Below are 26,042 nucleotides of genomic sequence, written 5' to 3' on the forward strand. Positions count from 1 at the left end.
GGTAACGTTGAACCCGGAACGGGAAAAACAGGCGGCTTAAATTAACCGGGGGTGACAACTACCTTGACACTTACCGCCTACCCTCACCTCACACTAGCAAGAGCAAGAGCCTTACGAGATGAATATCTTTCCTTGCTTGCCAATGGCATTGATCCTCAAGTCCATAACAACAATAAAGCTAATGCCTTAAAGAATGCTACTGAACACACTCTCCAAACCGTGGCAAGGAAATGGTTAGATGAGAAGGTAAAGACCTCTGGTATCTCACAAGACCATGCAGAAGACATCTGGCGAAGTCTAGAGAGAAATATCTTTCCCGGCTTAGGTCATGTTCCTGTCAATGAGATCAGCCCCAAACTCTTAAAGCAACATCTTGATCCTATTGAGCAACGAGGAGTCCGGTAAGTGTCTGGATAATGCCGTTACGGAGAGGTTCTTCCGCAGCCTGAAAGCAGAGAGAGTTAACTACCGTCGCTATGAAACCCGAAGTCAGGGCATTGCGGACGTTATCAATTATATCGACAGCTTTTATAATCTGAAGCGTCGGCATTACCGGCTGGGCAATATATCGCCGAATGAATATGAACGCCGATTACAACAATGTGCCTAAATCCGTGTCCGGTTTAAGTTGACCATTACAACTTGCTTCAATCTCAATAGCATGTCTGACAGCGACATTGGCCCACCTGAATGTTTGCTCGGATGCTGTTCTTGCTCTTGAAGAAATCTCATCAAACTTACGAAGAATTTCATTACCAGTAAGATCTTTAACTCGTAAACCAGCCCATTCCTTTAAACGATTTTCTGCCTTGTCCAACACTGACAGTGTGTTTTGTTTGGCTGGTTTCGATCTACCAAGGAGATGTTGGCGGTATTGAGCAAAAACTTCACTGATCGTGAGTTCAGAAGCATCGGACTCCCGTTTTATCTTGTTAGGGTTCCTTTTGGTCAACTTCGTGGTTTGAACTAAATTGCGAGCACCCTCGCGGGCTTGATCGATATTAGCGAAATCAGAGACATTGCCAATGGTAGGTCTGATAACCTCAGACCGGGATTTTCCCCCTGTCTCAGGACGGTTGCCAGGAGAAGATACGCTCTGTTGAACAATATATGTCTTTTTTTTTGCACTGATTTTGACACCAAAACCAACGGGTGAATCCCGGTGATTATCAGTGATAAGATACGGCTTTCGTCCAGGATTCGGTAAGTAGATAACACGCCCTTGCTGGTCGAGTTCTGGTTTAACATCGATAGATAACTTATTGATTATAGTCGACTGGTTGTGTGTCAATTTCATCAATCTATACCCGCTATTCAGAGTGTCTACCCGATACTAACCGGTATACTACTGGTATACAAATTTAGCGATTCACATGGGTTTTTAAGGGTTTCACATGGGGCCACTTGCGTACCCAACAGACTTAAAAAACGAGTAAAATCAATATGAATGAGTCTATTGACAAGGATTTATCAGACCACACCCCCATGATGCAGCAGTACCTTCGGCTGAAAGCCGAGCATCCGGAAATTCTGCTGTTTTATCGTATGGGCGATTTTTATGAGCTGTTCTTTGATGATGCGCGTAAGGCATCGCGGTTGCTGGATATTTCACTGACTAAGCGCGGGGCTTCTGCCGGACAACCGATTCCGATGGCCGGGGTCCCCTATCATGCGGTGGAAGGCTATCTGGCAAAGCTGGTACAGCTCGGTGAATCGGTGGCAATCTGTGAACAAACCGGTGACCCGGCACTGAGTAAAGGGCCCGTTGAACGTAAGGTTGTGCGTATAGTCACCCCGGGGACCATCAGTGATGAAGCCCTGCTGAATGAACGCCAGGATAACCTGCTGGCCGCTGTCTTCGCCAGCCCGAAAGGTGCAGGGTTCGGCTACGCGACCCTGGATATCAGCTCCGGCCGTTTTCTGCTGAGTGAGCCGGAAAATAATGACGCTCTGGCCGCAGAGCTGCAGCGGACAAATCCTTCAGAATTGCTTTACCCGGAAGACTTCGGGGCGATGTCACTGATTGACGGAAGGCGCGGACTGCGCCGCCGTCCGATCTGGGAATTTGAAGTGGATACCGCCAGACAGCAACTTAACCTGCAGTTCGGAACCCGTGATCTGCGCGGATTCGGCGTGGAACAGTCATTATCAGGATTAGCAGCCGCTGGCTGCCTGTTACAGTATGTCCGCGATACCCAGCGAACGTCACTGCCGCATATCCGTTCACTGAGTATGGTCCGGCAGCAGGATACCATTATTATGGATGCGGCGACCCGGCGTAACCTGGAAATCACCCAGAATCTGGCCGGCGGCACCGAAAATACCCTGGCATCAGTGATGGATAAAACCGTTACGCCAATGGGTAGCCGGATGCTCAAGCGCTGGTTACATATGCCGTTGCGTGACCCGCAGGTGATCCTCGGCCGGCAAGCCTGTATCGCAGAATTACAGGACTACTGTGACTCCCTGCAACCTTTACTGCATCAGGTGGGTGATCTGGAGCGTATTCTGGCCCGTCTGGCCCTGCGCAGTGCCAGACCCCGTGATCTGGCCCGAATGCGCCATGCTTTCCGTCAGTTACCAGAAATACAGCAGCTGTTGCAGTCGGCCGGCAGCCCGCATTTAACCCGCCTGGCGGCACAGAGCGGCGAATTTACCGAACTGCGGGAGTTACTTGAGCAGGCAATTATCGAAACTCCGCCGGTACTGGTGCGTGACGGTGGCGTGATTGCCCCCGGATATAACGCCGAGCTGGATGAATGGCGGGCACTGGCAGACGGTGCCACCGATTATCTGGATAAACTGGAAATCCGTGAACGGGAAAAGCTGGGGCTGGACACACTGAAAGTCGGCTTTAATGGGGTGCATGGCTACTATATTCAGGTCAGCCGCGGACAGAGCCATCTGGTACCGATGCATTATGTCCGTCGTCAGACGCTGAAAAATGCTGAGCGTTATATTATTCCGGAGCTGAAAGAATATGAAGACAAAGTTCTGACCTCTAAGGGTAAGGCATTATCTCTGGAAAAAGGCCTGTATGACGGGCTGTTTGATCAATTACTGCCGCATCTGGAAGCACTGCAGATCAGCGCCAGCGCACTGGCCGAACTGGATGTCCTGACCAACCTTGCCGAACGGGCCCGCACCCTGAATTATTGCTGCCCGCAATTACAGGAAACGGCGGGGATAAATATCCGTGAAGGCCGCCACCCGGTGGTGGAGCAGGTACTGAAAGAGCCATTTATTGCTAACCCTCTGTCCTTGTCTCCCCGGCGGCGTATGCTGATCGTCACCGGACCGAATATGGGCGGTAAAAGTACCTATATGCGTCAGGCGGCCCTGATTACCCTGCTGGCCTGGACCGGCAGCTACGTACCGGCCGACGCCGTGACCCTCGGACCGATAGACCGGATTTTCACCCGCGTCGGTGCTGCCGATGACCTGGCCTCTGGCCGTTCAACTTTTATGGTGGAAATGACAGAGACAGCCAATATCCTGCACAATGCCACAGCCCACAGCCTGGTATTAATGGATGAGATCGGCCGCGGTACCTCGACCTATGACGGATTGTCTTTAGCCTGGGCCTGTGCCGAAAATCTGGCCAACCGGATTAAAGCACTAACCCTGTTTGCTACCCACTACTTCGAGCTGACAACCTTACCTGACAGTCTCGAAGGGGTGGAAAATGTGCACCTGGATGCCATGGAGCATGGTGACAGCATTGCATTTATGCACAGTGTACAGAGCGGACCGGCCAGTAAAAGTTATGGGCTGGCCGTTGCTGCGCTGGCTGGAGTACCAAAGGACGTGATTAAACGGGCGCGACAAAAACTTCGCGAACTGGAACAGCACCCCGGGCAATCGCTGTCTTCACCGGTCGATGGTTCTCAGTTACCGTTGCTGACAGCAGAAGTTTCACCGGCGGTGGAAGCCCTCGACGCTCTGGACCCCGACAGCCTGTCACCCCGCCAGGCACTGGAGTGGATCTACCGTTTAAAAAACCTGCTGTAGTGAAGCTATACGCTGCGGACTAAAAAAGAAAACAGCCTGTCTCAGCAGGCTGTTTTAGGTTTTCAGTATCGTAATTACCGATATTACCGGTAACTGTTACACTAAGACGTTACTCGCGAAACAACGCTTCAATACTCAGCCCCTGCCCCTGCAGAATCTCGCGCAACCGGCGTAAGCCTTCTACCTGAATCTGGCGAACACGTTCACGGGTCAGGGATATCTCCTGTCCGACATCTTCCAGGGTAGCCGCTTCATAGCCCAGTAGTCCAAAACGTCTTGCCAGCACTTCCCGTTGTTTTGGGTTCAGTTCATACAGCCATTTAACAATGCTTTGTTTCATGTCATTGTTTTGCGTGCGATCTTCGGGACCGGTTTCATTATCATCAGAAATAATATCCAGCAGCGCTTTATCAGAGTCACCTCCTAACGGGGTATCCACTGAGGTAATACGTTCGTTTAAACGCAGCATTCTGGTGACATCTTCGACCGGTTTATCCAGCTGGCCGGCAATCTCTTCCGCACTAGGCTCATGGTCCAGCACGTGAGCCAGTTCCCGTGCGGTACGCAGATAGACATTCAGCTCTTTGACAATATGAATCGGCAGGCGGATAGTGCGGGTCTGATTCATAATGGCCCGTTCAATGGTCTGACGGATCCACCAGGTCGCATAGGTAGAAAAACGGAATCCCCGTTCAGGATCGAATTTTTCTACCGCGCGAATCAAACCAAGGTTCCCTTCCTCAATAAGATCAAGCAACGCCAGTCCGCGATTGCTGTAACGCCGTGATATTTTTACCACCAGCCGCAGATTACTTTCGATCATCCGCCGACGGGCTGCCACGTCACCACGCAATGCACGACGGGCAAAAAACACTTCTTCTTCTGCGGTCAGAAGCGGAGAATATCCTATTTCTCCGAGGTACAGCTGGGTCGCATCCATAACCCGTTGGTTGGTGGTCTGAGATAGCAGGTCATCTTCCGTAACTTCATCATCTTTAGAGTCATTTGCTACCAGTGCATTTTCATCGAAGGTCTCACTACCATTCTCATCAAAAGCATCATCATGTAACTCATCAACTTTAAGCGTATTCTGGCTCATCAATGGCTCCTCCCCTTATCCCGGGCAGAGCCATTTCAGCTCTGCCTGTTATCGCTGCGGTAGATACCGCAATGGATTGACGGATTTTCCTTTATAACGAATTTCAAAATGCAACCTGACTGAGCTGGTACCTGTACTGCCCATGGTTGCAATTTTTTGTCCTGCGCTCACTTCCTGTTGTTCGCGGACCAGCATGGTATCGTTATGCGCATAAGCACTCAGGTAATCATCATTATGTTTAATGATAATCAGATTACCGTATCCCCTGAGGGCATTACCTGCATACACCACCCGACCTGCAGCAGTAGCGACAACTGGCTGACCACGGGAACCGGCAATATCAATACCTTTATTGCCGCCTTCTGAGGCCGAGAAGTTATCAATAATCTTGCCATCGGTCGGCCAGCGCCATCCGGTGACTGGCGTCTGACTGTTCGATGTGCTGCTGACCGTCGGCTGACTCACCGGAGCGGTAATCGGTGCCGAAGCACTTCCTGTCATCACCGGTCTTGACGGTAACAGCTTACTGCCGCTGTTTGCTGTATTACTTGTTTCGTTAGCTGAATCTTCAGAGTACGTAATTACTGGTTGCGGTGCAACCGGCGATGCCTTAGGTCTAATTGATTGATTTTCTGAAGGCTGAGAAGAATCAGCCATCGAAATTGCATTAGCTCCGGTAATAGGCTGGCCGGTACTGTTACCCACCTGTAACACCTGACCTACACTGAGACCATAGGGTGCTGCGACATTATTGCGCTGTGCCAGATCACGGAAATCATTGCCAGTGATCCAGGCAATATAGAACAAGGTGTCTCCCCGTTTGACCGTGTAGGTCGGGCCATTATAACTCCCTTTAGGAATATTCCCATAGCTGCGATTGTAAACAATGTGACCATTTTCTGTCCGGACCGGTGTCGCCGGGACGGAGGAGGACTGGATACGGCCCTGAGAAGATGTCATCTGCGTGCCGGGGCCTGAAGGGACACTGCTGTTTATTTGCCGGGCAGAAGCCTGTTGTGAATTTACCAGCCCGCTGTTACCGCTGTGTCCGCCCGCACTGCCACCAATAGCAGAAATCGGGGCGCGGGTATTATCTCCTGAACTGCATCCTGCCAGCGCTGCCGCTGCAATCGTCAGTGCCGCGAGGCGGCGTAATTGAAAAAGTGTGCTTCCCGTGCTCATTGTTCCCCCATAATAACAAGCGGCAGTGAAATGACCGGTCGCCGTATACCGGGAACAGCTCCCGGCAGAGTACGGCGATGACCACTAAAAGGGCGGGTGGATCCGGACTTTCCTGTCCGTACCCCACTACGCGATAATTTACCGTTTTAGTTAATCATTATTATCAGGCCAGATCACCCTGAATTAGTGGTACAAAGCGCACAGGTTCGATCATATCGTCAATGTAATCATCACCTGAACGCTGGATGCGTCTTAATACCTGCTGTTCATCACCGACGGGCAGGACCATCACCCCTTGTTCACTGAGCTGACCACATAAGGCCGCTGGAATTTCGGGGGGTGCAGCGGTGACAATAATAGCATCAAACGGTCCGCGGGAAGGCCAGCCTTGCCAGCCATCACCGTGGCGGGTAGAGATATTATGTAAATCCAGTTGCTTCAGCCGCCGTTTGGCCTGCCATTGCAGGCTTTTAATCCGCTCTACAGAATAAACATGATCGACCAGGTGGGCCAGAATTGCGGTCTGATAACCTGAGCCGGTACCGATTTCCAGCACCCGTGAATGGGGAGTCAGCCCGAGTAGTTCGGTCATCCGTGCGACCATATAGGGCTGAGAAATGGTCTGACCATATCCTATCGGCAGCGCATTGTTATCCCATGCTTTGTGTTCAAACGCCTCATCAATGAAATGTTCCCGCGGGACTTCTGAGATCGCACGTAAAATATGCTCATCATAAATTCCCTGCTTACGCAACAGTGCCAGTAACGTTTCAATGCGTTTGTTTAGCATGGCAGCGCGACCTCAGCCAGTTTCAGCCAGTCCGCCAGTTTTTCCTGAGTGCGATGGGCAGTCAGATCTGCATCCAGTACGGTAATAGAGATATAACCCTGCTCAATAGCAGAAAAATCTGTATCCGGTCCGGCATCCAGAACTCCGGCCAGCGGACCTATCCAGTAAATCGTTTCTCCGCGGGGATCTTTCTGAGTGATCACCTGATCTGACGGATGGCGACGGCCACAACGGGTCACCCGGTATCCTTTAATTTCAGACATCGGCAGGTCCGGAACATTAATGTTCAGCACACGCCCGGTCCGCAGCGGCACCCGCTGTAACGCCTGTAAAATGGCACAACCGGCCGCGGCCGCGGTGTCATAGTGCCGCTGTCCGTTCAGAGAAATAGCCAGTGCCGGTAACCCCAGGTGACGCCCTTCCATAGCGGCAGCCACAGTACCGGAATAAATCACATCATCACCCAGGTTAGGACCGGCATTAATCCCCGACACAACGATATCCGGTTTGGGCTGCATTAAGGCATTAACCCCCAGAAATACACAGTCTGTGGGAGTGCCCATCATTACCGCGATATCGCCATTGCTGTGGGTAAAAGTACGCAGAGGCGCTTCCAGCGTCAGCGCATTGGAGGCACCGCTGCGGTTGCGATCCGGCGCGACTATCTGTACGTTAGCCATTTTGCGTAATTCACGCGCCAGCACCTGAATGCCCGGGGCAAATACCCCGTCATCATTACTCAGCAATATCCTCAAACTCACCTCCCTGTTGTAACAGTTCACGGACCACACTGGTGGCAAAACTGCCTGCCGGCAGCCAGAAATCCAGCCTGAGAGTTGAATTATCCAGCCATTCCCAGTGCATATTTTTTGGTACTACCAGCATGGCGCGACGTGCCGCATCTGTTTTTTCCTTCACCAGCAATGCACAGAGTTCCGGATACTGTTCCAGGATCTGTTGTTCAAACAATAATGCATCGCCCTGAGGGCCGGCATTGCCTCGCCCCGCCAGCGGAGCGGTCAGCCGTAATTGATCCTGTGCAACCCGCAGACGGACATCAGGCAGTTCTTCATCGTTCGCAACAAACCAGCTGCCACGTCCGGTCAGTTGCACACAGTCACCCGGCATCACCGTTTTCAGGTCACCCTGCGCCGTCAGACGTGCACTGGTGACCTGATTAAAGATAGCACTTCGGGCCGCAGACAGGAGCAAGCTCCGTTTACTGCGATCACGGATGGTAATTTCTCCCCGGGCCCACTGTCCGGCCATCGTCAGGTTATGCCCGTTACGGCCAAACCGCTGTTCGCCAAAGTAATTGACGGCACCACTGCCAGCAATAAGTGCCAGCCGTTGTTCCGCCATCTGCCGGTCACTGACCTGACGAATAATCAGGCTGAAAGCATTACCGGCCAGCGCTCCGGTGCGAATTTTCCGTTTATGGCGTGTTACCTGTAGAATTTCACAGCCTTCGACAGTGAACCCCCGCATATCGGGCATCTCTTTCCCCGGCAGGCGCAGGCAAAAAGTCTGTTCGGTCACCGCATGGCGATCTTTCATTCCCGCAAAACTGACTTCCCTGGCCGGTATTTTCAGATAACGGGCCAGTGCCTCAGCCACAAACCGCGTATTGCAGCCGGTTTTACGCAGCCGGACCAGCAGTTGTTCACCTTCACCGTCCGGCTGATAGCCTAAATCTTCGGTGACCCGGAAATCATCAGCCACGGTTTTAATCATTCCGGTTAACTGCGGTTCACCATGCAGATAGCGGAGTTCATTGATTTTCATTTCTCAGCCACCATCAGTAATGCTACTGCTTCACAGGCAATGCCTTCACCACGTCCGGTAAAGCCGAGTTTTTCGGTGGTGGTGGCTTTCACATTCACCTGGTCCATATGGCACCCCAGATCTTCAGCAATATTGACCCGCATCTGGGCAACATGCGGCAGCATTTTCGGTGCCTGGGCAATCAGAGTGACATCGACATTACCAATCTGATAACCTTTTTGGCTAATTCTCAACCAGGCCTCGCGCAGTAACCCGCGGCTGTCGGCACCTTTGAAAGCCGGATCGGTATCGGGGAACAGTTTACCGATATCACCCATTGCTACTGCACCCAGCAGGGCATCGGTCAGGGCATGTAACGCCACATCACCGTCTGAATGGGCAATAAAACCGCGGTCAAACGGGATCCGGACACCGCCTATCACCAGCGGACCTTCGCCGCCGAATGCGTGAACATCAAAACCATGGCCGATACGCATTATGCGTTCTCCTCTGCGTGTATGCGGGTTAAAAAGAACTCTGCCAGTGCCAGGTCTTCAGGGCGGGTCACTTTGATATTATCGCTGCGACCGTGCACCAGTTGCGGATGATAACCGCAATGTTCAACAGCAGATGCTTCATCAGTGATCACCGCGCCTTCAGCCATGGCCCGCGGTAAACATTCTCTCAGCAGGGGGACGGGGAACAACTGCGGCGTCAGTGCATGCCAGAGCCCTTCCCGGTCTACCGTATGGGCGATCAGACTCTGGCGGGGCCCGGCGCGTTTCATTGTATCGCGGACCGGAGAAGCCAGAATACCGCCCTGCTGACTGGTTAATGTCAGTTGCAGTAACCGCTGTAAGTCATCCGGGTGCAGACAAGGCCGTGCAGCATCATGCACCAGTACCCAGCCACTGCCGGTGATCGCCTGCAGGCCGGCAAACACAGAATCAGCACGGCTGTCGCCGCCGGTTACCGCAGTAATACGCGGATCGCTGGCCAGCGGTAACTGAGAAAACTGCTGATCATCCGGATGTAATGCCACGATGACCTGTCTGACTGCCGGATGTTTTAGTAAAGAAGCAATGCTGTATTCAAGCAGAGTGTGTTGACCAATGGTCAGATACTGTTTTGGACGATCAGATTGCATCCGGCTGCCGATGCCAGCGGCCGGAACTACAGCAATCACATCCGGAAGGGATACGGTGCTATTCATTGTGTCGTTTTTATCGTTGTTGGTTTGGCATTGCGGCTTGCGCACTGCGTTTATTTTGTTCCGGCACCAGACGATAGAAAGTTTCGCCGGGACGTATCATGCCCAGCTCATTACGTGCCCGCTCTTCGATAGCTTCCGAACCACCGTTCAGATCATCGATTTCTGCGAACAACTGATCATTACGCGCTTTCAGTTTGGCATTACCCGCCTGATGAACAGCGACTTCCTGATTTACCGTTGTGTAATCATGAATACCATTTTTACCCAGCCACAGAGAGTATTGCAGCCAGCCAAGTAAAATCAGTAACAATATTGTCAGTTTTCCCATCCCCGCCCCCTGAAAAACGGCTCAATCATCCCACAACTTTTGGCCGGACTCCACTGCGGAGACAAAAATGTCGTATTTTTCATAATAATTCAGTTACCGGAAGCGGTATGTCCGTAGCACTAAGGCCGGTTTTTATCAGGGAGAACTCTGCCGTCAATGGCTATTTCCAGCCAGCAAGAAAGGAAAATAATACCCAGAAAAAAGAAATAACAATCAGAAGGGTGAATATCAGAGTCCGGAACAGACGATTGTTCAGCCAGATACTGAGTGCAATCCCGGTAATCACCGAAACGGGTAACAGTGCGAGGAAAAAAGGCCAGGTATACATAAAGAAAAACAGCACACTGGCCCCGAAATAAAAGAAAGGCGTTGCCAGCGCAAAAAGATACGCAAAGAAGCCGATGATCCCGCCGGAAAGAGAGGCGCGTGGCCTCCCGTCCGGGGTGTCATGTTGTCTGGCTGGTAAGGTAGTCACGTTCTGCATATCAATCCTGTCAGTAACCGGCAGGGTCAGAGCAACGCCCGCCGTCTTAACGACCGATAATATCCTGCCTGCGCAGCAGATCGATAATTTCCTCACTCAGTTTTGTAACCAATTGTTCACCATCCAGATGCAGTTCCGGCTGTAGCGGCACCTCATAAACTGCATCAATCCCGGTAAAGTTAGTCAGTTCTCCGGCCCGTGCCTTACGATAAAGGCCTTTCGGATCCCGTGTCTCGCAGACATGCAGCGGGGTATCGACAAAAATTTCAACAAATTGCCCCGCCGCCAGTAATTCTCTGACCATTTGCCGCTCACTGCGGTGCGGAGAAATAAACGCGGTCAGAACCAGTAACCCTGCATCGGCCATCAGTTTTGCGACTTCACCGACACGACGTATATTCTCTTTACGATCATCATCACTGAAACCGAGATCCCTGCAGAGGCCATGCCGGACATTGTCCCCGTCCAGCAGAAAAGTATTCACCCCTGACTGGAAAAGACGTTGTTCGACGGCATCTGCCAGCGTTGATTTACCGGACCCGGACAGCCCAGTGAACCAGACAACTGCGCCACGGTGCCCCTGACGCTGTTCACGTTCACTACGGCTAATCGTGTGGGGATGCCAGACGACATTATCATCATGTTCAGCCATTAACGTTCCCCTGAAATATCCCGGGCGCCCCAGTGGGGGTAATGTTTGCGGATCAGTGCGTTTAACTCACGCTCAAATGCACCGTAGCGCAGGGCATCTGCTTCAGCCCGCTCATCGCTCAGAGCATAGACCATACCGGCACCGACGGTGACATTGGTTAAACGGTCAATAAAGATCAGGCCGCCGGTCACCGGATTTTTCGAGTAAGGATCAATCACCAGCGGTTCATCAAAGGTGACCCTGACCCGGCCAATACCGTTCAGAGGCAGCTGATCGGTTGCAGAAGTCTCCAGCGTATTAATATTAACCTGATGCAGGATACTGTCGACCGTCGCGCGGGCCTGTTTTCCGGCAACTTTAATCTGGTAACTGCTGGCTGCCGTTAAGGGTTTTTCCGCCATCCATACCACATCAATTTCCGCTGACTGAACCGCCTGCAGGGTCTCGTCCGCATCCACCAGCAGATCTCCGCGGCTGATATCAACTTCGTCGTTCAGCACCAGTGTAATGGCTTCACCGGCATTAGCTTCTGTCAGATCACCATCAAAAGTCACAATACGGGCAATGGATGATTTTACTCCGGAAGGCAGTACCTTCACCTGCTGGCCGACCCGTACCTGGCCGGATGCCAGCGTACCGGCATAACCGCGGAAATCAAGATTAGGACGGTTCACATACTGTACCGGGAAACGCATCGGCTGATGTTCCGCTGGCTGGCGGATCTCTGCAGTTTCGAGGATTTCCAGCAGGCCAGGGCCGTTATACCAGGGCATATTATCACTGGCTGAGGCGACATTATCACCGGTCAGTGCCGAAAGAGGCACAAAACGAATATCCAGGTCATCGGGTAACTGGCTGGCAAAGTCCAGATATTCGCCCCGGATCTGATTAAACACATCCTGGCTATAGTCCACCAGATCCATTTTATTGACTGCCACAACCAGGTGTTTAATGCCCAGCAGTGTCGAGATATAACTGTGGCGGCGGGTCTGATCCAGCACCCCTTTACGGGCATCAATCAGCAGAATAGAGAGATCACAGGTCGAAGCTCCGGTAGCCATATTCCGCGTATACTGCTCGTGACCCGGGGTGTCCGCAATAATGAACTTGCGTTTCTCGGTAGAGAAATAGCGATAGGCGACATCAATGGTAATACCCTGTTCACGCTCAGCCTGTAAGCCATCAACCAGTAAAGCCAAATCCAGTTTTTCTCCCTGAGTACCGTGACGTTTACTGTCGTTCTGTAATGAAGATAACTGGTCTTCATAAATCTGGCGGGTGTCGTGTAATAAACGACCAATCAGGGTGCTTTTTCCATCGTCGACGCTGCCACAGGTCAGGAAACGTAACAGGCTTTTATGTTGCTGTGCGGTGAGCCAGGCTTCCACCCCGCCCTGTTCGGCAATCTGTTGTGCTAATAATTCATTCATGGCAGTTTCCTCAGAAATATCCCTGGCGTTTTTTGAGTTCCATTGAACCGGACTGATCACGGTCAATCACACGACCCTGACGTTCACTGGTGGTCGAGACCAGCATCTCCTCAATAATTTCCGGTAATGACTGAGCTTCTGATTCCACAGCGCCCGTCAGCGGCCAGCAGCCGAGCGTACGGAACCGCACCATTCGTTGCTTAATCTCTTCTCCCGGCTGCAGATCAATCCGGTCATCATCAATCATCATCAGCATGCCATCACGTTCCAGTACCGGGCGCGGGGCTGCCAGATAAAGCGGAACAATTTCGATATTTTCCAGGAAGATATACTGCCAGATATCCAGCTCTGTCCAGTTAGAGAGCGGGAAAACACGGATACTTTCGCCTTTGTTAATCTGGCCGTTATAGTTATGCCATAACTCAGGACGCTGATTTTTCGGATCCCAGCGATGAAAGCGGTCGCGGAAAGAATAAATACGCTCTTTGGCGCGGGATTTCTCTTCATCACGGCGGGCACCGCCAAAAGCCGCATCAAAGCCGTATTTATTCAGGGCCTGTTTCAGCCCCTCTGTTTTCATAATATCCGTATGCCTGGCACTGCCATGGACAAAAGGGTTAATCCCCATCGCAACACCTTCAGGATTACGATGCACCAGCAATTCAGCACCGATATTTTTCACTGTCCGATCGCGGAATTCATACATTTCGCGAAACTTCCAGCCGGTGTCCACATGCAGTAACGGAAAAGGTAATTTACCAGGGTAAAATGCTTTACGGGCCAGATGCAGCATCACTGAGGAATCTTTACCAATGGAGTACATCATTACCGGGTTACTGAACTCAGCAGCAACTTCACGGATGATATGAATACTCTCTGCTTCCAGCTGGCGCAGATGAGTTAATCGTTCTTGATCCATACAACGTTCCTCAAACAGAAGGGTTCAGCAGCGGGTCTTCGTGGAGCTGCGATGATGAAGTTTGAAACCATGCAAGCTGATCCTGAAGCAGAACCACCTCGCCAATAACCAGTAACGCAGGAGACGGGGCCTGTTGTGCCAGTGACTCCAGTTCTGCCAGCGTACCTTTTATAATTTGCTGATCGGCCCGTGTGCCGCGGCTGATAATGGCCACCGGGGTTGTGCCGTCACGGCCATGAGCAATCAGCTGGCTGCTGATGGTCGCCGCATTCACCGCCCCCATATAGATAGCCAGTGTCTGGCGGGCACGTGCCAGTGACGGCCAGTCCAGTTCATTGCCCGGCCGGCAGTGTCCGGTAATAAACAGCACACTCTGGGAATGTTCACGGTGCGTCAGGGGAATACCGGCATAGGCCGTCGCGCCGGAAGCTGCAGTGATACCGGGCACGACCTGAAACGGAATTCCTGCTGCTGCCGCTACCTGCAATTCTTCGCCACCACGGCCAAAGATAAAGGGGTCTCCGCCTTTCAGTCGTACTACCCGTTTCCCCTGCAGTGCATGACTGACCAGTAACTGGTTAGTTTCTTCCTGAATCACCAGATGGGCACCGGCACGTTTACCGACACAGATACGGTCAGCATCGCGGCGGCACAAGTCCAGTACTTGTTCGCTGACCAGGTGGTCATACAGCACCACATCTGCCAGTTGTAATACCTGTAATCCGCGCAGGGTCAGCAGCCCCGGGTCGCCCGGCCCGGCACCAACCAGATAGATCTCGCCTTTCGGACTTTCCCGGTGGTGCAGTTCCTGCTCCGCCAGTTGCTCAGCCTCAGTAATCCGCCCTGCGGCTACCAGCGCACTAAAGCGGCCACTGAACAGCCGTTCCCAGTAATAACGACGCTGTTTCACTCCCGGTAACTGTTGTTTAACCCGATCACGCCATTGTCCGGCAATACGGGCAATATTCCCCAGGCTGGAGGGCAGTAACGCTTCCAGTTTTTCCCGCCAGAAACGCGCCAGCACCGGGGCTTTACCACCGGAAGAGATGGCGACCACCAGCGGTGAACGGTCAACAATCGACGGGAAGATAAAGGTACAGCGGGCCTGGTCATCAACCACATTGACCAGTTTCTGACGTTGCTCAGCGGCGTCATATATCCGCTGATTAAGCCCGGGATCATCGGTCGCGGCTATTACCAGGAATACGCGGTCAAGCTGTTGTTCGGTAAAGGCGGTAGCCAGCCAGTGAATGTCCTGTCGCTGGTGGAGTTCCTGCAGTTCGTTACAGAGCTGCCGTGTAACTACGTGGATCACCGCCCCCGAACGACGTAACAGATGAATTTTTCGCGCAGCAATATCCCCACCGCCAACCACCAAAACAGGACGGCCGGTAAGGTCTGCAAATACAGGAAGATAGTCCACAATGCCCTTAGCGTTATTATTCTGAATAACAGAAACTATACGACTGCCACGAGCGTATTGAAATGTCGTTTTGGAATGAGCTGTAACAGAATGGAATATACAGAAGAATCAATGTGTTTATCACCGCACAAAATGCCCGTCTTTCAGAGAAACAGAGATAGCCGTGGCCGCGACAGAGTTACATACTACTGACTATTGCGGCGTTGCCGTTCGTCCCTGAAGGAACCTGTACTATGTTTGCCCTTTTCCGCCTGAGATACTGCCTGCTGGTACTCAGTTGCGGCCTGACTTTTAGCAGTATTGCCGCCCGTCCAGACCAGCCCGGCCACTACGCTGATACAGAAACCCGCCATATTGCCGTTTTTTTCCCCGGCCGGATGGCGGGCAGCCCTGCAGAACTGATGACTGCTGATTATCTTAACCAGCAATTCCATGATCTGGGCTACCGGAGTGACATCCGCCAGCAGAATACCGGCTATCGCTGGCAACCGCGTACCACCGCAGCCCAATGGCAGAAGGTTACCGCAACATCGGTAATTGCCGGAAAAAGTGGTCAGCAGGCGAAAGATATCCTCGTGATAGCCCATCTGGATACGCGAATTGCCGGGACCCCGGCAGAACAGCAGCAGAATATCGGCGGATTACGCCTGCAGGGTGTCGATAATAATGCTGCCGGACTAGGAATTATGCTGGAACTGGCGAAACAGCTGGCCGGAACACACTCAGATTATGGGATTCGTTTTGTGGCACTCAGCGCTACCGAAAATAATATGCAGGGCATGGAAAATTACTTTTCGCGCATGAGTGATGAAGAGAAACACAATACGTTACTGGTTATTAATCTCAATCAACTGGTGGCTGGCAGACGGCTGGAACTGGTCAGTGGCGCAAATACGTCAGCCACAGAACGCGCACGCACTGCCGGTAAAGCAATGGCAATCGCCCGGCAACTGCATATCCCGCTGCATGCCAGACAGCTGACAGGGACAGAACATCAGCAGACAACCCCTTTCGACCAGGCCGGAATCCCGTATTTGCTGGTCACAGCTGAAGATAACAATCACCGACACCCGACTGCGCTGCTGGATGATAAAACCAGCCGCGACAATCTGGAAACGATTGACCAGAAAATGCCGGGCCGGCTGGCTACACGCTGCCGGCAGGCAGTACAGATATTGCTGCCTCTGCTGAAGCAACTCAGCGCTACTGCCGGCTGACAACCATCAGCCTTCGTGCAGGCCACACTCCCGCTTTAGCCCGAAGAAGCGGGTTTCTTCCTCAGCCATTCCCGGCTCCCATTTACGGGTCGTGTGGGTATCGCCGACCGACAGATAGCCCTGCTCCCACAGGGGATGGTATTGCAGGCCATGCTGTTTCAGATACTGATAGACCTGGCGGTTATCCCAGTCAATGATCGGCAGCAGTTTAAAAACACCACGCTGAATTGATAATACCGGCAGCCCGGCACGGCTCTGAGACTGTTCACGGCGCAGCCCGGCAAACCACCCTGATGCCTGTAAGGTCTGCAGGGCACGATTCATCGGTTCAACCTTGTTCAGCATATTGTACTTTTCGATGCCTTCGACACCCTGTTCCCATAGTTTTCCATAACGGGCTTCCTGCCAGGCCGCGGATTCGCGGGCACGGAACACCTGCAGGTTCAGCTGTAATTGTTCCGTCAGTTGATCGATAAACTGATAGGTTTCCGGAAAGAGGTAACCCGTATCCGTCAGGATCACCGGAATATCCGGCTGCTGACGGGTCACAAGATGCAGGCAGACCGCCGCCTGGATACCAAAACTGGAGCTGAGGACCACCGGGCCGGGTATATTCTCCAGCCCCCAGACGACCCGTTGCTCCGCACTCAGAGTGTCCAGATGCTGGTTTACCTCCGCCAGCGCCTGTTGTTGCTGTGATTTGTCCAGTGCATTGAGTGCTGCTAATTGTAATTCAGCCATTATCGCCTCCGTTACTCCCAGAAATCCCGCGCCGGATCCAGTACCGGTCTGACCACCTCACTGCGGATCAGAAAATCACCGAAACCTTCTTCCGCCTGACGTTCTGTGGCCCAGCGGCCAATCAGTTCGTCCAGCACCGCCAAAACCTCTTCCGGAGTAATATTTTCGCGGTACATCCGCGGGATACGCGTACCGATACGGTTACCGCCAAGATGCAGATTATAGCGTCCGGGCGCCTTACCGACTAAACCGGCTTCGGCCAGTAATGCCCTGCCGCAACCATTAGGACAGCCAGTCACACGCAGGACTATATGCTCATCGGCCATATGGTGACGCGCCATAATTTTTTCCACCTCATCGACAAAAGCCGGCAGAAAACGCTCAGCTTCGGCCATGGCCAGCGGACAGGTCGGGAATGCCACACAGGCCATGGAGTTTTCACGCTGGGTCGTAACTGACTCCATCAGACCATGTGCCCGTGCCAGTGTTTCGATGGCCTGTTTCTGATCTTCCGGCACCCCGGCAATAATCAGGTTCTGGTTCGCCGTCAGCCGGAAGTCCCCCTGGTGAATTTTCGCAATTTCGGCAACGCCGGTTTTGATACTGGCCTGTGGCGAATCCAGCAAACGGCCATTTTCGATAAACAGTGTCAGATGCCACTTACCGTCAATCCCTTTGATCCAGCCGAAACGATCGCCACGGGTAGTGAATTCATACAGACGGATCGGATCGAAGCGGATCCCGGCGCGTTTTTCGACCTCTGCTTTGAACACATCAACCCCGACGCGCTCCAGGGTATATTTGGTTTTCGCATTTTTACGATCAGTCCGGTTGCCCCAGTCACGCTGGGTAGTCACCACCGCTTCTGCAACATCCAGGGTTTTATCCAGCGGCAGAAAACCGATTTCACTGGCGGTGCGTGCATAAGTCGCTTTGTTGCCGTGGTCAATTGATAATCCCCCGCCTAACAGCAGGTTAAAACCCACCAGTTTGCCATTTTCGGCAACAGCCACAAAGTTCATATCATTCGCGTGCAAATCGACATCATTATTCGGCGGGATAACGACCGTGGTTTTAAACTTACGTGGCAGATAGGTCGCCCCGAGGATCGGTTCCTGGTCAGTGGTGGCCACTTTCTCCTGATCCCACCAGATTTCCGCATAAGCGCGGGTCTGTGGCAGCAGGTGTTCAGACAGACGTTTTGCCCATTCATAGGCTTCCTGATGCAGTTCAGACTCCACCGGGTTAGAGGTACACAGAACATTACGGTTAACGTCGTTGGCCGTAGCCAGTGCATCCAGTCCGACGTCATGCAGCATCTGATGGGCCGGTTTCACGTTTTTCTTCAGAATACCGTGAAACTGAAATGTCTGGCGGTTAGTCAGACGGATACTGCCATAAAGGGTTTTATCGGCAGCAAAACGGTCAATCGCCAGCCATTGTTGCGGGGTGATGATGCCGCCAGGCAACCGGCAGCGCAGCATCATGGCATGACGCGGTTCCAGTTTCTGCTCAGTACGGCTGGCACGAATATCACGATCATCCTGCTGGTACATACCATGGAACCGTATCAGCAGAAAATTATCTCCGCGGAAACCGCCGGTCAGTCCGTCGGACAGATCGTCAGTAATGGTGCCACGCAGAAAATCACTTTGTTTTTTAAGACGCTCAGCATCAGTGAGCTTGCCTTCCACGACCAGTGGGCCCGGGGTTTTATTACTCATTAGTACACATCTCTCTGGTAACGGCGCGATATGCGCAGCTCACTCAAATATTCGTCGGCAGCATCCCGGTCCATCTGTCCGTATTCGGCAATAATATCGACCAGTGCCTGTTCAACATCTTTCGCCATCCGTCCCGCATCTCCGCAGACATACAGATGTGCACCTTCTTCAATCCAGCGCCAGACGTCAGCACCTTTTTCCCGTAGTTTGTCCTGCACATAGATTTTTTGTGGCTGGTCACGGGACCAGGCAAGATCGATATTGGTCAGCAGACCGTCTCTGACATATTTTTGCCATTCCACCTGATAGAGGAAATCTTCAGTAAAGTGCGGATTACCAAAGAACAGCCAGTTTTTACCGCTGGCCCCGTCGTTATCCCGTTGCTGAATAAAAGCTCGGAACGGGGCAATACCGGTACCCGGACCAATCATTATTACTGGCGTTTGCGGGTCAGCCGGCAGGCGGAAATTATCGTTATGTTCAATAAATACCCGGACTTCCCCCTCTTCCGGCAGACGATCGGCCAGGAATCCGGAAGCACCACCACTACGCGGACGGCCTTCAACCTGGTAACGCACAGTACCCACCGTAATATGGACTTCGTCTTCGGTTTCAGCCTGCGATGAAGCAATGGAATATAAGCGAGGGGTCAGCGGACGCAGCAGGTCTGTCAGCTGTTGTGCCTGTAATTCTGTCGGCGCATGACGCACCATATCGACGATCGGCCATTGCTGTGCATAGGCCTGCAGTGCCGCTTTGTCATTAACCAGTGACAGTAACTCACTGTTACCGGATAAATGGGCATATTTTTCGACAATCTGCGCGGTATTTACTGTCAGTTCAAAATGCAGTTGCAGTGCCCGGACCAGCGGCATGCTCTCACCTTTGATACTGATTTGCTGAGCGCCGTCGAGCCACAATAATTTCAGTAACTCTTCTGCCAGCTGTGGATCATTTTCATACCAGACCCCCAGAGCATCTCCGGGACGGTAACGTAATCCGGAATCGCCTAAGTCAATTTCCAGATGACGGATATCTTTTTCTGAATCATTACCGGTGATCTTCTGATTCACCGACAGAGACGCAACCAGTGGCTGCTCTTTGCTGTAGGGAGAACTGTCAATTTCATCACGGGCACCACTGGCGGCCTGTGCAACCTGCCCGGCAGATGCTTGCGGTAAACGCTGCTTCAGCAGCGAAACAATCTGTTGCCGCCACTGATCCGCGGTGGCACTGAAATCAACATCCGCATCGGCGCGAGCCAGCAGCTGTTCAGCCCCCAGCTCCGCCAGCCGCTGATCGAAATCTTTACCCGCCTGACAGAAAAATTCATAGGACGAGTCCCCCAGACCAAATACCGCAAATGCGGTCTCTTTCATGGCCGGCGCTTTCTTTGATAACAGGTACTTGTGTAAGGCAACGGCCTCTTCCGGCGGTTCCCCTTCCCCCTGTGTAGAGGTCACTATTAGTAGGATTTTTTCGCGAGCTATCTGCTTAAATTTATAATCGCCCGCATTCACCAGACTGACGGTGACTCCTGCCGCCAGCAGCTCATCACGCAGCTGTTCTGCCAGCCGCCGTGCGTTACCGGTCTGAGATGCGGAAATCAGGGTAACCGTCGGGGCCTGATCCACAGCCGCTGCCACCGGAGACGCAGTGCCGGCTGGTGCAGGGTTATCTCCACTGATCCGCCCCCAGAAATAACCTGAAAGCCAGGCCAGCTGGGTAACGGAAAAATCCTGTGTTGTTGCTTGTAGTTGTGCCAGCTGTTCCGCCGAAAGCGGGAGCTGTGGGGCCTGATTGGTCATTGCGTTTATGATTCCAGTATCATCGGCGGAAAAAAGGAGTAAAGAAAGTAAGGTTAACTGTAAAAGTATGCACACAAAAGACAGCTTATGCATATCACATAACCAAATTAGCTAAATGGTTTTTTCGTTAAAATTAACCGGAAAAAGTGGTAAGCAGCACCAGACGTTCACCGGCAGCAGATAACTGCCTGCAAAAGGCAAAATAACCGGGAAAAATGTGAGGCGGGGAGAGTTTTACGGTAGAATCTGCGACTTTAACACTCGGGAATTATTATGCCAGTCACCACACTATTCAAAGAGTTTCAGTTTGAAGCTGCCCACTACCTGCCCCATGTCCCGGACGGACACAAATGCGGCCGCCTGCACGGACACTCTTTTCTGGTCCGTCTGGAAATTACCGGCGAAGTGGACCCGCATACGGGATGGGTGATGGATTTTGCCGAACTGAAAAGATTATTCAACCCCCTGTATGAACAACTGGATCACCACTATCTGAACGAAATTGACGGGCTGGAAAATCCGACCAGTGAAGTGCTGGCCGTATGGATCTGGCAGAAAATGAAACCGCTATTACCGTTACTCAGCGCGGTTATGATTAAAGAGACCTGTACTGCCGGGTGTACTTATCGCGGATAATACACATTTACCGGTAAAGCACCGCGGATCATGGCTGATCCGCGCACTGCTGGCGGTATTTCCCGCCGATCAGGCAATATTCAGATACTTATGGGTCTGCATAGAGAGACGCCAGTTTCTTTCAATACAGGTGCTGATACACAGCTCTGTCGCCTCTTGCTTACAGCTGATCGGCTGTAACGCAATCACCCGCAGTTTATCGTCCTGTAGTTGTGCCAGTAACGCGTCCAGCGCTTCAATATCTCGCTGACGGGCGACCGGGTGTTTGATTTCATCCGCCCGGATAAGTGCCTGCGGCAGTACATCATAGCCACCACGCATATTCACTTTAGGCGATACAGTGACAAAGGTCTCTGCGGAACAGCGGACAGGGTGAGTACCGCTGGTTTCTATCTGGCAACGATAGCCGAAAGCTTCCAGTGCTTCGGTCAGTGAACAGAGATCATAGATTGCCGGTTCACCGCCGGTGATCACTACGTGACGGGCCGTCCAGCCCTGATCACTGATCATTTTCAGTATCGTCAGGGCATCTGCATCACCCCATTTATCGCTTTCAACAGTTTTGGTCAGAATATCGCCTACCGGCACAGCATTTTCCGGTAACTTATCCCAGGTATGTTTAGTATCACACCAGCTGCAGCCAACGGGGCAACCCTGCAAGCGGATAAAAATTGCCGGCACGCCGGTAAAAAAACCTTCCCCCTGAAGGGTTTGGAACATCTCATTGATCGGGTACTGCATTTATGGCTCATATCTGCGGTTCAGTAATCGGCTATTATTACAGATCCTGCGCCGCAGATCATGTCAGATCCTGCGGCGTGCCGCCGCAGGATTCATTGGCTGACAGGTCGCCTGATTAACTGGACGTCAGATGACCGGTTTCATCGGTAATAATACCTTTAATCAGTTTGATTAAATCATCGCGCTGAGTGGCCGTTTTAGACCGGGCGGCACCGGTACAATTTTCCCCCCAGTATTTCACCCAGGTACGGGCGTTGGTGGTGGAAATATAATAGAGTTCGACTTTACCGGCATTGGTCTGCGGACGGGCCAGAATGCCTTCTTCTATTTTCTGACACAGCTTGTAGCTTTTCAGCCATTTATCGGTAGTGATTTGCGGGTAACGGCTCTCCTCACCGTCAGACATCATAATAAAAACTTTACGCCGGTTACTGCCTTCCATCATTACCGGCACCGAACGGATTAACGCCGCGGATAAATGTGTCCAGCCCGAAGGTTCCATATTCTGGAACTGATCCAGCGCTGGTTTAGAATCCGTTAACGGTATCAGCCAGGAAGCGGCACTCTGGTTAGTCAGATCATTACCGGTACTGTGTTTCCACCAGCCGCCCTGCTGGCACATCTGGTAATAAGGCCGGTAGGCGGAGGACGCACTTGAGGCCGTTGACCACAGCATCGGGAAAGTGATAATCGCCTCATCGGAGAACATTTTATCCAGTGTCGCCGTGTAATTGATCGCCTCATCATGTTCGATGGTGTAAGCCGATTTCTGGGTGGTGAACACTCTGGCGGCTTTCGCATATTCATTTTCGATCAGTCGCAGAGACTGCGCCGTAAAAATATCTTCCAGCTGATTACGGGGATCTGCAGGTTGCGGATACTTATCCCGCGGGTCAAAACAGGAATACTGTGCCCTGCCTGTAGTTTTCCCGTAACTGTCATTTTTACGACACCACTGATTACGCATCGCCGCTTCACTGAGCACCGGCGCAGACTTCGCTACATATTTCTTATAAAAATCATAGCGGGCCGTGTCCATATCGTACGTCATGCCATTCAGGCTGCCGGAAGCCAGTTTAGTCGAGACACTTTTATCACTCCAGAACGGGTAATTAATATTCCAGCCGTCATTAGGCACAAATAATACCGAGCAGCCAACGTTTTGCCCGCCGCGCTGGTTGGTTCCCGGCATGATCACTGAAACCCCGGTACTGAAAGGTACAATCGCAATCTTCGACTCCGGGCTGTTTTTCAGTACAAAATCTGTAATTTCAGCAAACACACTTTTCAGTATTCTGATCCTGGTCCCCCTTTGTGACGTAGAGAAATCCACCACAAATACATAGTCGGCGGGTTTCGAGACGTACTTATTCACATTGCCGCTGCCGGAATTAAGTGAGTAGCTGCTCTTACCGGCTGTCACTGTCTGGTAAGTAAACAGCAGTGGCAGATCCATGGCGATATCCACGCTATAGCGGGTATAACGGGTATCGGAAGAAGGTAATTTCTGATTCTGTACGACGTTAAATTTTATTTCAGGAATGGTTTTCAGGCCGGGGAAATAATATTTTATCCAGGCTTCAACCATTGCACGGTTAGTTTCAATTTCTTTCAGCCCTTCGGCGGTTTGTGTGTCGTTTGCCAGGGTCGCTGCAGAGACCGCCAGGGTTGCTTCAGAAGCCGCATCCGCCATTCTGGCTTTGCCGGACATCATCGAAACACTGTTAATCCCGAGGGTCATCAGCCCGACCAGTATCGGCAGCAGTATCGCCATGGGAATAATCATCACACCGCGTTCACAGCTGAACCGTCTTAACACAGATAATCGTTTTTTTATAAACATTTCCGTATGTCTTCCGCTGTCGTTAAGTTATAAGATATGCGGCGACTTCCCTGAATACAAAACAGTGCCGGAACCGCAACTGGCCGGTATTTCGCCACCCAAATGCCCGCCGGATCTTTAAGATACCGCGCCGGTCCTGAGCGGAGGTACCCCGACGGGTTAATATCTATCATCGTCACTTCCAGTTTTCGTGCCAGCGTGGTACTCAGATAGAGTTGCTGATTAATTTCTCTGCTGAGCCGGTTAGATTCCGGAATCTCACTGTTAAGAAAAATCACTGCCTGAATCTTAGCGGTAAATGCACTCCGCTTAGCGGCGGCCTCTGTGACTGTCAGAGGAAAAAAACAACTGCTGAGCAGTAACAGATGCGGAAACTTCATTATTACCTCCTGCTCAGCGGGCCAATACGATATTAGATACCGTAATTGTTTCCGGCAGGGCACCGACAGCACTCAGTAATCCCGATAAGCTGCCTGCCGGGGCAGGCACACTTAAGGTGACCTGATATAAAGGTACCCAGCGCCCGCGGATACTCATCGGCGACAGTTCCGCATACCGGGTCAGGGCGCTGGCAGAAGTGCTACATTTTGCCGCACCGGCGGTCATTTTCTGATACTGGTCGACCTGACGCCGGGTCGTCACCTCTTTAAAACTGAGGCTTTCGACCTGCACACACAGTGTTTTGACACTGTTGTCCCCGGCCATAAACCGGGCCAGTTCAGCAAGCTGACTGACATCACTGCTGGTCAGGGTTTCCCGGCCGTCATACAGATTAACCCGCTCTCTGATCACCGAAGCCAGGGAATAATTTATCCGTTCAGCTTTGCTGCGTGTCATCAGCCAGAATCCGTAATCCAGCGCCGCACAGCTCAGAATCGTCAGTAAGGTAAAAATAAATGCCGCTTCCACCAGCACTGATCCTTGTTCTGACTTTCCCTGCGCGAGAATGCTCTGTTTCAGCCACATATCACTGGTCTCCCCGCTCATATTCCTGCACATACACCAGTTTTCTGCTTAAAGAAGCATCCAGCATTGCAACCAGCTTTTTCACCGCACTGTTATTATCAAAAGCGAATAATAATGGCCGGTAGCGATAACCGGCACTGTAAATTGCCAGCGGATATTGCTGGCCCGCACCGGTAAAGCAATTCTCTTTCAGCGAGTCTTTTACCGAACGGCAATAGGTCACTTTCAACGTAAAGTTTTTCGGATCGACAAACATTTTCCAGAATGCACTTTCCTGAGCCACATTCGCGGCAAATAACGCCGTGTAGTCGCCATTATTCTGTTCAGTACGGGATGTCATTCTCGCGGCTTCTGACAGGGTCAGGTCGAGAGAGGCGGAAACATAAAGAAAACGGTTTATTTCAAAAATAAGAAAAATAAAAAATACGAAGATAATAAAAATTAACGAAAACTCTATGGTGACCACCCCTTGTTCACGGGAGAGACGCTGTCGTAATCTTTTGAGTACTGTTCGCATAACCGGCTCCGGTATTTATCCTCAAAAACTTTCAACCCTGAAAAGATCCGCCACCAGCATATCTGGATTTTTAGCATAACTGCCACGTTTGATAATCTCTTTGGCATAACGCAGATCACCGGTTTTCACCAGCGCAAATGCCAGATTACGATCCAGTTGCGGGTTACGGTAACCGCGCAGATAAACCGGTAATAACATCTGTACCGCCTCGTGATAACGTTTCTGAACGATATAGATCATGGCAATATTATTCACTACCGATTCTTCCTGAAAATACGCATTTCTCGCCAGCCCGAAACTGTCGAGGGCCCCGTTCAGATCACCCATTTCAGCCTGAATGACACCTTTCAGGTTCAGGGCCTCTCCGCTATTGGGGTTTTTATTTAACGCGATGCCGATAAAGTTCAGCGCTTCTTTATATTTCCTCAGGGAATTAAGATTTTTACTCTCCAGCAGATACACTTTCATATCAGCACCGGGTAATGCTACCAACTTATTGATTAGTGTATGATGGTGTTTTTGAGGTACTTTTGTGGCTTCCATTTCTGTGCGTT

General features: G+C 51.7%; 26 protein-coding genes and 2 pseudogenes. 5 read left to right on the top strand and 23 right to left on the bottom strand.

The genetic code is table 11. The annotated features are described in order from the left end of the window. Positions 1–69 precede the first annotated feature (69 nt). Positions 70–399 (top strand): annotated as a pseudogene (locus JK211_RS14825) (integrase arm-type DNA-binding domain-containing protein); the annotation flags it as partial. Then, on the top strand, positions 383–610 hold the full coding sequence (locus JK211_RS17140) for an IS3 family transposase (RefSeq protein WP_212709446.1): 228 nt from the start codon (positions 383–385) through the stop codon (positions 608–610). The pseudogene JK211_RS14825 and the gene JK211_RS17140, both read left to right, overlap by 17 nt. A 30-nt stretch (positions 611–640) precedes the next feature. Here the strand turns inward: JK211_RS17140 and JK211_RS14835 are convergent. Beyond that, a pseudogene (locus JK211_RS14835) lies at positions 641–1,297 on the bottom strand (integrase); the annotation flags it as partial. Positions 1,298–1,443: 146 nt separating this feature from the next. Between JK211_RS14835 and mutS the strand changes: the two are divergent. Further along, on the top strand, positions 1,444–4,011 hold the full coding sequence (gene mutS, locus JK211_RS14840; protein WP_212709447.1) for a DNA mismatch repair protein MutS: 2,568 nt from the start codon (positions 1,444–1,446) through the stop codon (positions 4,009–4,011). Between the two features lie 109 nt (positions 4,012–4,120). Here mutS and rpoS read toward each other — a convergent pair whose 3' ends face one another. The 13 genes from rpoS to cysG all read right to left on the bottom strand — a co-directional run bounded on the left by rpoS (position 4,121) and on the right by cysG (position 15,295). Further along, positions 4,121–5,110, bottom strand: coding sequence for an RNA polymerase sigma factor RpoS (gene rpoS / locus JK211_RS14845; protein WP_212709448.1), 990 nt, complete (start codon positions 5,108–5,110; stop codon positions 4,121–4,123). A gap of 48 nt (positions 5,111–5,158) precedes the next feature. Continuing rightward, the gene (nlpD, locus tag JK211_RS14850; RefSeq protein ID WP_212709449.1) at positions 5,159–6,292 is read right to left on the bottom strand and encodes a murein hydrolase activator NlpD; all 1,134 of its coding nucleotides are present in this window, start codon (positions 6,290–6,292) and stop codon (positions 5,159–5,161) included. Positions 6,293–6,455: 163 nt separating this feature from the next. Next, positions 6,456–7,082 carry a protein-L-isoaspartate(D-aspartate) O-methyltransferase gene (locus JK211_RS14855; protein WP_212709450.1) on the bottom strand — a complete coding sequence of 209 codons (627 nt, stop codon included), beginning with the start codon at positions 7,080–7,082 and terminating at the stop codon, positions 6,456–6,458. Next, on the bottom strand, positions 7,076–7,837 hold the full coding sequence (gene surE / locus JK211_RS14860) for a 5'/3'-nucleotidase SurE (protein ID WP_212709451.1): 762 nt from the start codon (positions 7,835–7,837) through the stop codon (positions 7,076–7,078). The genes JK211_RS14855 and surE overlap by 7 nt, the downstream gene beginning before the upstream one ends. Further along, positions 7,818–8,867: a tRNA pseudouridine(13) synthase TruD gene (gene truD / locus JK211_RS14865; RefSeq protein WP_212709452.1), complete on the bottom strand. Its 1,050-nt coding sequence runs from the start codon at positions 8,865–8,867 to the stop codon at positions 7,818–7,820. Before truD ends, surE begins: the two co-directional genes overlap by 20 nt. Next, complete coding sequence (ispF, locus tag JK211_RS14870; RefSeq protein WP_212709453.1) at positions 8,864–9,343, bottom strand: 2-C-methyl-D-erythritol 2,4-cyclodiphosphate synthase; 480 nt, start codon at positions 9,341–9,343, stop codon at positions 8,864–8,866. The genes truD and ispF overlap by 4 nt, the downstream gene beginning before the upstream one ends. Then, entirely contained in the window at positions 9,343–10,059 is a 717-nt protein-coding gene (ispD, locus tag JK211_RS14875; RefSeq protein ID WP_212709454.1) for a 2-C-methyl-D-erythritol 4-phosphate cytidylyltransferase, read from the bottom strand. The genes ispF and ispD overlap by 1 nt, the downstream gene beginning before the upstream one ends. A gap of 10 nt (positions 10,060–10,069) precedes the next feature. Then, positions 10,070–10,387 carry a cell division protein FtsB gene (gene ftsB, locus JK211_RS14880; protein ID WP_212709455.1) on the bottom strand — a complete coding sequence of 106 codons (318 nt, stop codon included), beginning with the start codon at positions 10,385–10,387 and terminating at the stop codon, positions 10,070–10,072. Positions 10,388–10,547: 160 nt separating this feature from the next. Beyond that, positions 10,548–10,871, bottom strand: coding sequence for a DUF3561 family protein (locus tag JK211_RS14885; protein ID WP_212709456.1), 324 nt, complete (start codon positions 10,869–10,871; stop codon positions 10,548–10,550). Positions 10,872–10,917: 46 nt separating this feature from the next. After that, a complete protein-coding gene (gene cysC, locus JK211_RS14890; RefSeq protein ID WP_212709457.1) occupies positions 10,918–11,523 on the bottom strand; it encodes an adenylyl-sulfate kinase in 606 nt (201 codons plus the stop codon). Continuing rightward, a complete protein-coding gene (cysN, locus tag JK211_RS14895) occupies positions 11,523–12,953 on the bottom strand; it encodes a sulfate adenylyltransferase subunit CysN (protein ID WP_212709458.1) in 1,431 nt (476 codons plus the stop codon). The genes cysC and cysN overlap by 1 nt, the downstream gene beginning before the upstream one ends. Positions 12,954–12,963: 10 nt before the next feature. Continuing rightward, positions 12,964–13,872: a sulfate adenylyltransferase subunit CysD gene (gene cysD, locus JK211_RS14900; protein WP_212709459.1), complete on the bottom strand. Its 909-nt coding sequence runs from the start codon at positions 13,870–13,872 to the stop codon at positions 12,964–12,966. A 10-nt stretch (positions 13,873–13,882) separates the two neighbouring features. After that, complete coding sequence (gene cysG, locus JK211_RS14905; protein ID WP_212709460.1) at positions 13,883–15,295, bottom strand: siroheme synthase CysG; 1,413 nt, start codon at positions 15,293–15,295, stop codon at positions 13,883–13,885. Positions 15,296–15,528: 233 nt separating this feature from the next. On the opposite strand from cysG, the gene JK211_RS14910 reads away from it, so the two are divergent. Next, positions 15,529–16,512 carry an aminopeptidase gene (locus JK211_RS14910; protein WP_212709461.1) on the top strand — a complete coding sequence of 328 codons (984 nt, stop codon included), beginning with the start codon at positions 15,529–15,531 and terminating at the stop codon, positions 16,510–16,512. Positions 16,513–16,518: 6 nt separating this feature from the next. On the opposite strand, the gene JK211_RS14915 is transcribed toward JK211_RS14910, so the two are convergent. From JK211_RS14915 to cysJ, 3 genes are read right to left on the bottom strand one after another with little or no spacing between them, the layout of a single operon-like run. Then, the gene (locus tag JK211_RS14915) at positions 16,519–17,253 is read right to left on the bottom strand and encodes a phosphoadenylyl-sulfate reductase (RefSeq protein WP_212709462.1); all 735 of its coding nucleotides are present in this window, start codon (positions 17,251–17,253) and stop codon (positions 16,519–16,521) included. 11 nt (positions 17,254–17,264) lie between these two features. Beyond that, positions 17,265–18,977 carry an assimilatory sulfite reductase (NADPH) hemoprotein subunit gene (cysI, locus tag JK211_RS14920; protein ID WP_212709463.1) on the bottom strand — a complete coding sequence of 571 codons (1,713 nt, stop codon included), beginning with the start codon at positions 18,975–18,977 and terminating at the stop codon, positions 17,265–17,267. Further along, positions 18,977–20,785 carry an NADPH-dependent assimilatory sulfite reductase flavoprotein subunit gene (cysJ, locus tag JK211_RS14925; protein ID WP_212709464.1) on the bottom strand — a complete coding sequence of 603 codons (1,809 nt, stop codon included), beginning with the start codon at positions 20,783–20,785 and terminating at the stop codon, positions 18,977–18,979. The genes cysI and cysJ overlap by 1 nt, the downstream gene beginning before the upstream one ends. 273 nt (positions 20,786–21,058) lie before the next feature. Between cysJ and queD the strand changes: the two genes are divergently transcribed. Continuing rightward, positions 21,059–21,421: a 6-carboxytetrahydropterin synthase QueD gene (gene queD, locus JK211_RS14930; protein WP_212709465.1), complete on the top strand. Its 363-nt coding sequence runs from the start codon at positions 21,059–21,061 to the stop codon at positions 21,419–21,421. Between the two features lie 69 nt (positions 21,422–21,490). Here the strand turns inward: queD and queE are convergent, their stop codons facing one another. The 6 genes from queE to JK211_RS14960 form a co-directional block, all read right to left on the bottom strand. Next, the gene (gene queE / locus JK211_RS14935; protein ID WP_212709466.1) at positions 21,491–22,162 is read right to left on the bottom strand and encodes a 7-carboxy-7-deazaguanine synthase QueE; all 672 of its coding nucleotides are present in this window, start codon (positions 22,160–22,162) and stop codon (positions 21,491–21,493) included. A 115-nt stretch (positions 22,163–22,277) separates the two neighbouring features. Next, positions 22,278–23,951 (bottom strand): vWA domain-containing protein, encoded by a 1,674-nt coding sequence (locus JK211_RS14940; RefSeq protein ID WP_212709467.1) that lies wholly within the window; start codon positions 23,949–23,951, stop codon positions 22,278–22,280. Positions 23,952–23,995: 44 nt separating this feature from the next. Next, the gene (locus JK211_RS14945; RefSeq protein ID WP_212709468.1) at positions 23,996–24,385 is read right to left on the bottom strand and encodes a hypothetical protein; all 390 of its coding nucleotides are present in this window, start codon (positions 24,383–24,385) and stop codon (positions 23,996–23,998) included. A gap of 13 nt (positions 24,386–24,398) precedes the next feature. Further along, positions 24,399–24,971, bottom strand: a complete 573-nt coding sequence (gene tadF, locus JK211_RS14950) for a tight adherence pilus pseudopilin TadF (RefSeq protein ID WP_212709469.1) — start codon at positions 24,969–24,971, stop codon at positions 24,399–24,401. Between the two features lies 1 nt (position 24,972). After that, on the bottom strand, positions 24,973–25,488 hold the full coding sequence (locus JK211_RS14955; RefSeq protein ID WP_212709470.1) for a TadE/TadG family type IV pilus assembly protein: 516 nt from the start codon (positions 25,486–25,488) through the stop codon (positions 24,973–24,975). 21 nt (positions 25,489–25,509) lie between these two features. Beyond that, the coding region (locus JK211_RS14960; protein ID WP_371734646.1) for a tetratricopeptide repeat protein at positions 25,510–26,042 on the bottom strand (533 nt) is incomplete at its 5' end.

This window comes from Tatumella sp. JGM130 (genome assembly GCF_018257525.1).
GTDB classification, from domain to species: domain Bacteria; phylum Pseudomonadota; class Gammaproteobacteria; order Enterobacterales; family Enterobacteriaceae; genus Tatumella; species Tatumella punctata.

Excerpts from the sequence above, each read along its gene's own strand:
- rpoS (WP_212709448.1), bottom strand. The coding sequence starts at position 5,110 with ATGAGCCAGAATACGCTTAAAGTTGATGAGTTACATGATGATGCTTTT.
- cysD (WP_212709459.1), bottom strand. The coding sequence starts at position 13,872 with ATGGATCAAGAACGATTAACTCATCTGCGCCAGCTGGAAGCAGAGAGT.
- queD (WP_212709465.1), top strand. The coding sequence starts at position 21,059 with ATGCCAGTCACCACACTATTCAAAGAGTTTCAGTTTGAAGCTGCCCAC.
- queE (WP_212709466.1), bottom strand. The coding sequence starts at position 22,162 with ATGCAGTACCCGATCAATGAGATGTTCCAAACCCTTCAGGGGGAAGGT.
- JK211_RS14955 (WP_212709470.1), bottom strand. The coding sequence starts at position 25,488 with ATGCGAACAGTACTCAAAAGATTACGACAGCGTCTCTCCCGTGAACAA.
- nlpD (WP_212709449.1), bottom strand. The coding sequence starts at position 6,292 with ATGAGCACGGGAAGCACACTTTTTCAATTACGCCGCCTCGCGGCACTG.
- ispF (WP_212709453.1), bottom strand. The coding sequence starts at position 9,343 with ATGCGTATCGGCCATGGTTTTGATGTTCACGCATTCGGCGGCGAAGGT.
- cysJ (WP_212709464.1), bottom strand. The coding sequence starts at position 20,785 with ATGACCAATCAGGCCCCACAGCTCCCGCTTTCGGCGGAACAGCTGGCA.
- JK211_RS14910 (WP_212709461.1), top strand. The coding sequence starts at position 15,529 with ATGTTTGCCCTTTTCCGCCTGAGATACTGCCTGCTGGTACTCAGTTGC.
- JK211_RS14855 (WP_212709450.1), bottom strand. The coding sequence starts at position 7,082 with ATGCTAAACAAACGCATTGAAACGTTACTGGCACTGTTGCGTAAGCAG.
- JK211_RS14915 (WP_212709462.1), bottom strand. The coding sequence starts at position 17,253 with ATGGCTGAATTACAATTAGCAGCACTCAATGCACTGGACAAATCACAG.
- mutS (WP_212709447.1), top strand. The coding sequence starts at position 1,444 with ATGAATGAGTCTATTGACAAGGATTTATCAGACCACACCCCCATGATG.
- cysN (WP_212709458.1), bottom strand. The coding sequence starts at position 12,953 with ATGAATGAATTATTAGCACAACAGATTGCCGAACAGGGCGGGGTGGAA.
- ispD (WP_212709454.1), bottom strand. The coding sequence starts at position 10,059 with ATGAATAGCACCGTATCCCTTCCGGATGTGATTGCTGTAGTTCCGGCC.
- tadF (WP_212709469.1), bottom strand. The coding sequence starts at position 24,971 with ATGTGGCTGAAACAGAGCATTCTCGCGCAGGGAAAGTCAGAACAAGGA.
- cysC (WP_212709457.1), bottom strand. The coding sequence starts at position 11,523 with ATGGCTGAACATGATGATAATGTCGTCTGGCATCCCCACACGATTAGC.
- JK211_RS14885 (WP_212709456.1), bottom strand. The coding sequence starts at position 10,871 with ATGCAGAACGTGACTACCTTACCAGCCAGACAACATGACACCCCGGAC.
- JK211_RS14945 (WP_212709468.1), bottom strand. The coding sequence starts at position 24,385 with ATGAAGTTTCCGCATCTGTTACTGCTCAGCAGTTGTTTTTTTCCTCTG.
- cysI (WP_212709463.1), bottom strand. The coding sequence starts at position 18,977 with ATGAGTAATAAAACCCCGGGCCCACTGGTCGTGGAAGGCAAGCTCACT.
- ftsB (WP_212709455.1), bottom strand. The coding sequence starts at position 10,387 with ATGGGAAAACTGACAATATTGTTACTGATTTTACTTGGCTGGCTGCAA.
- truD (WP_212709452.1), bottom strand. The coding sequence starts at position 8,867 with ATGAAAATCAATGAACTCCGCTATCTGCATGGTGAACCGCAGTTAACC.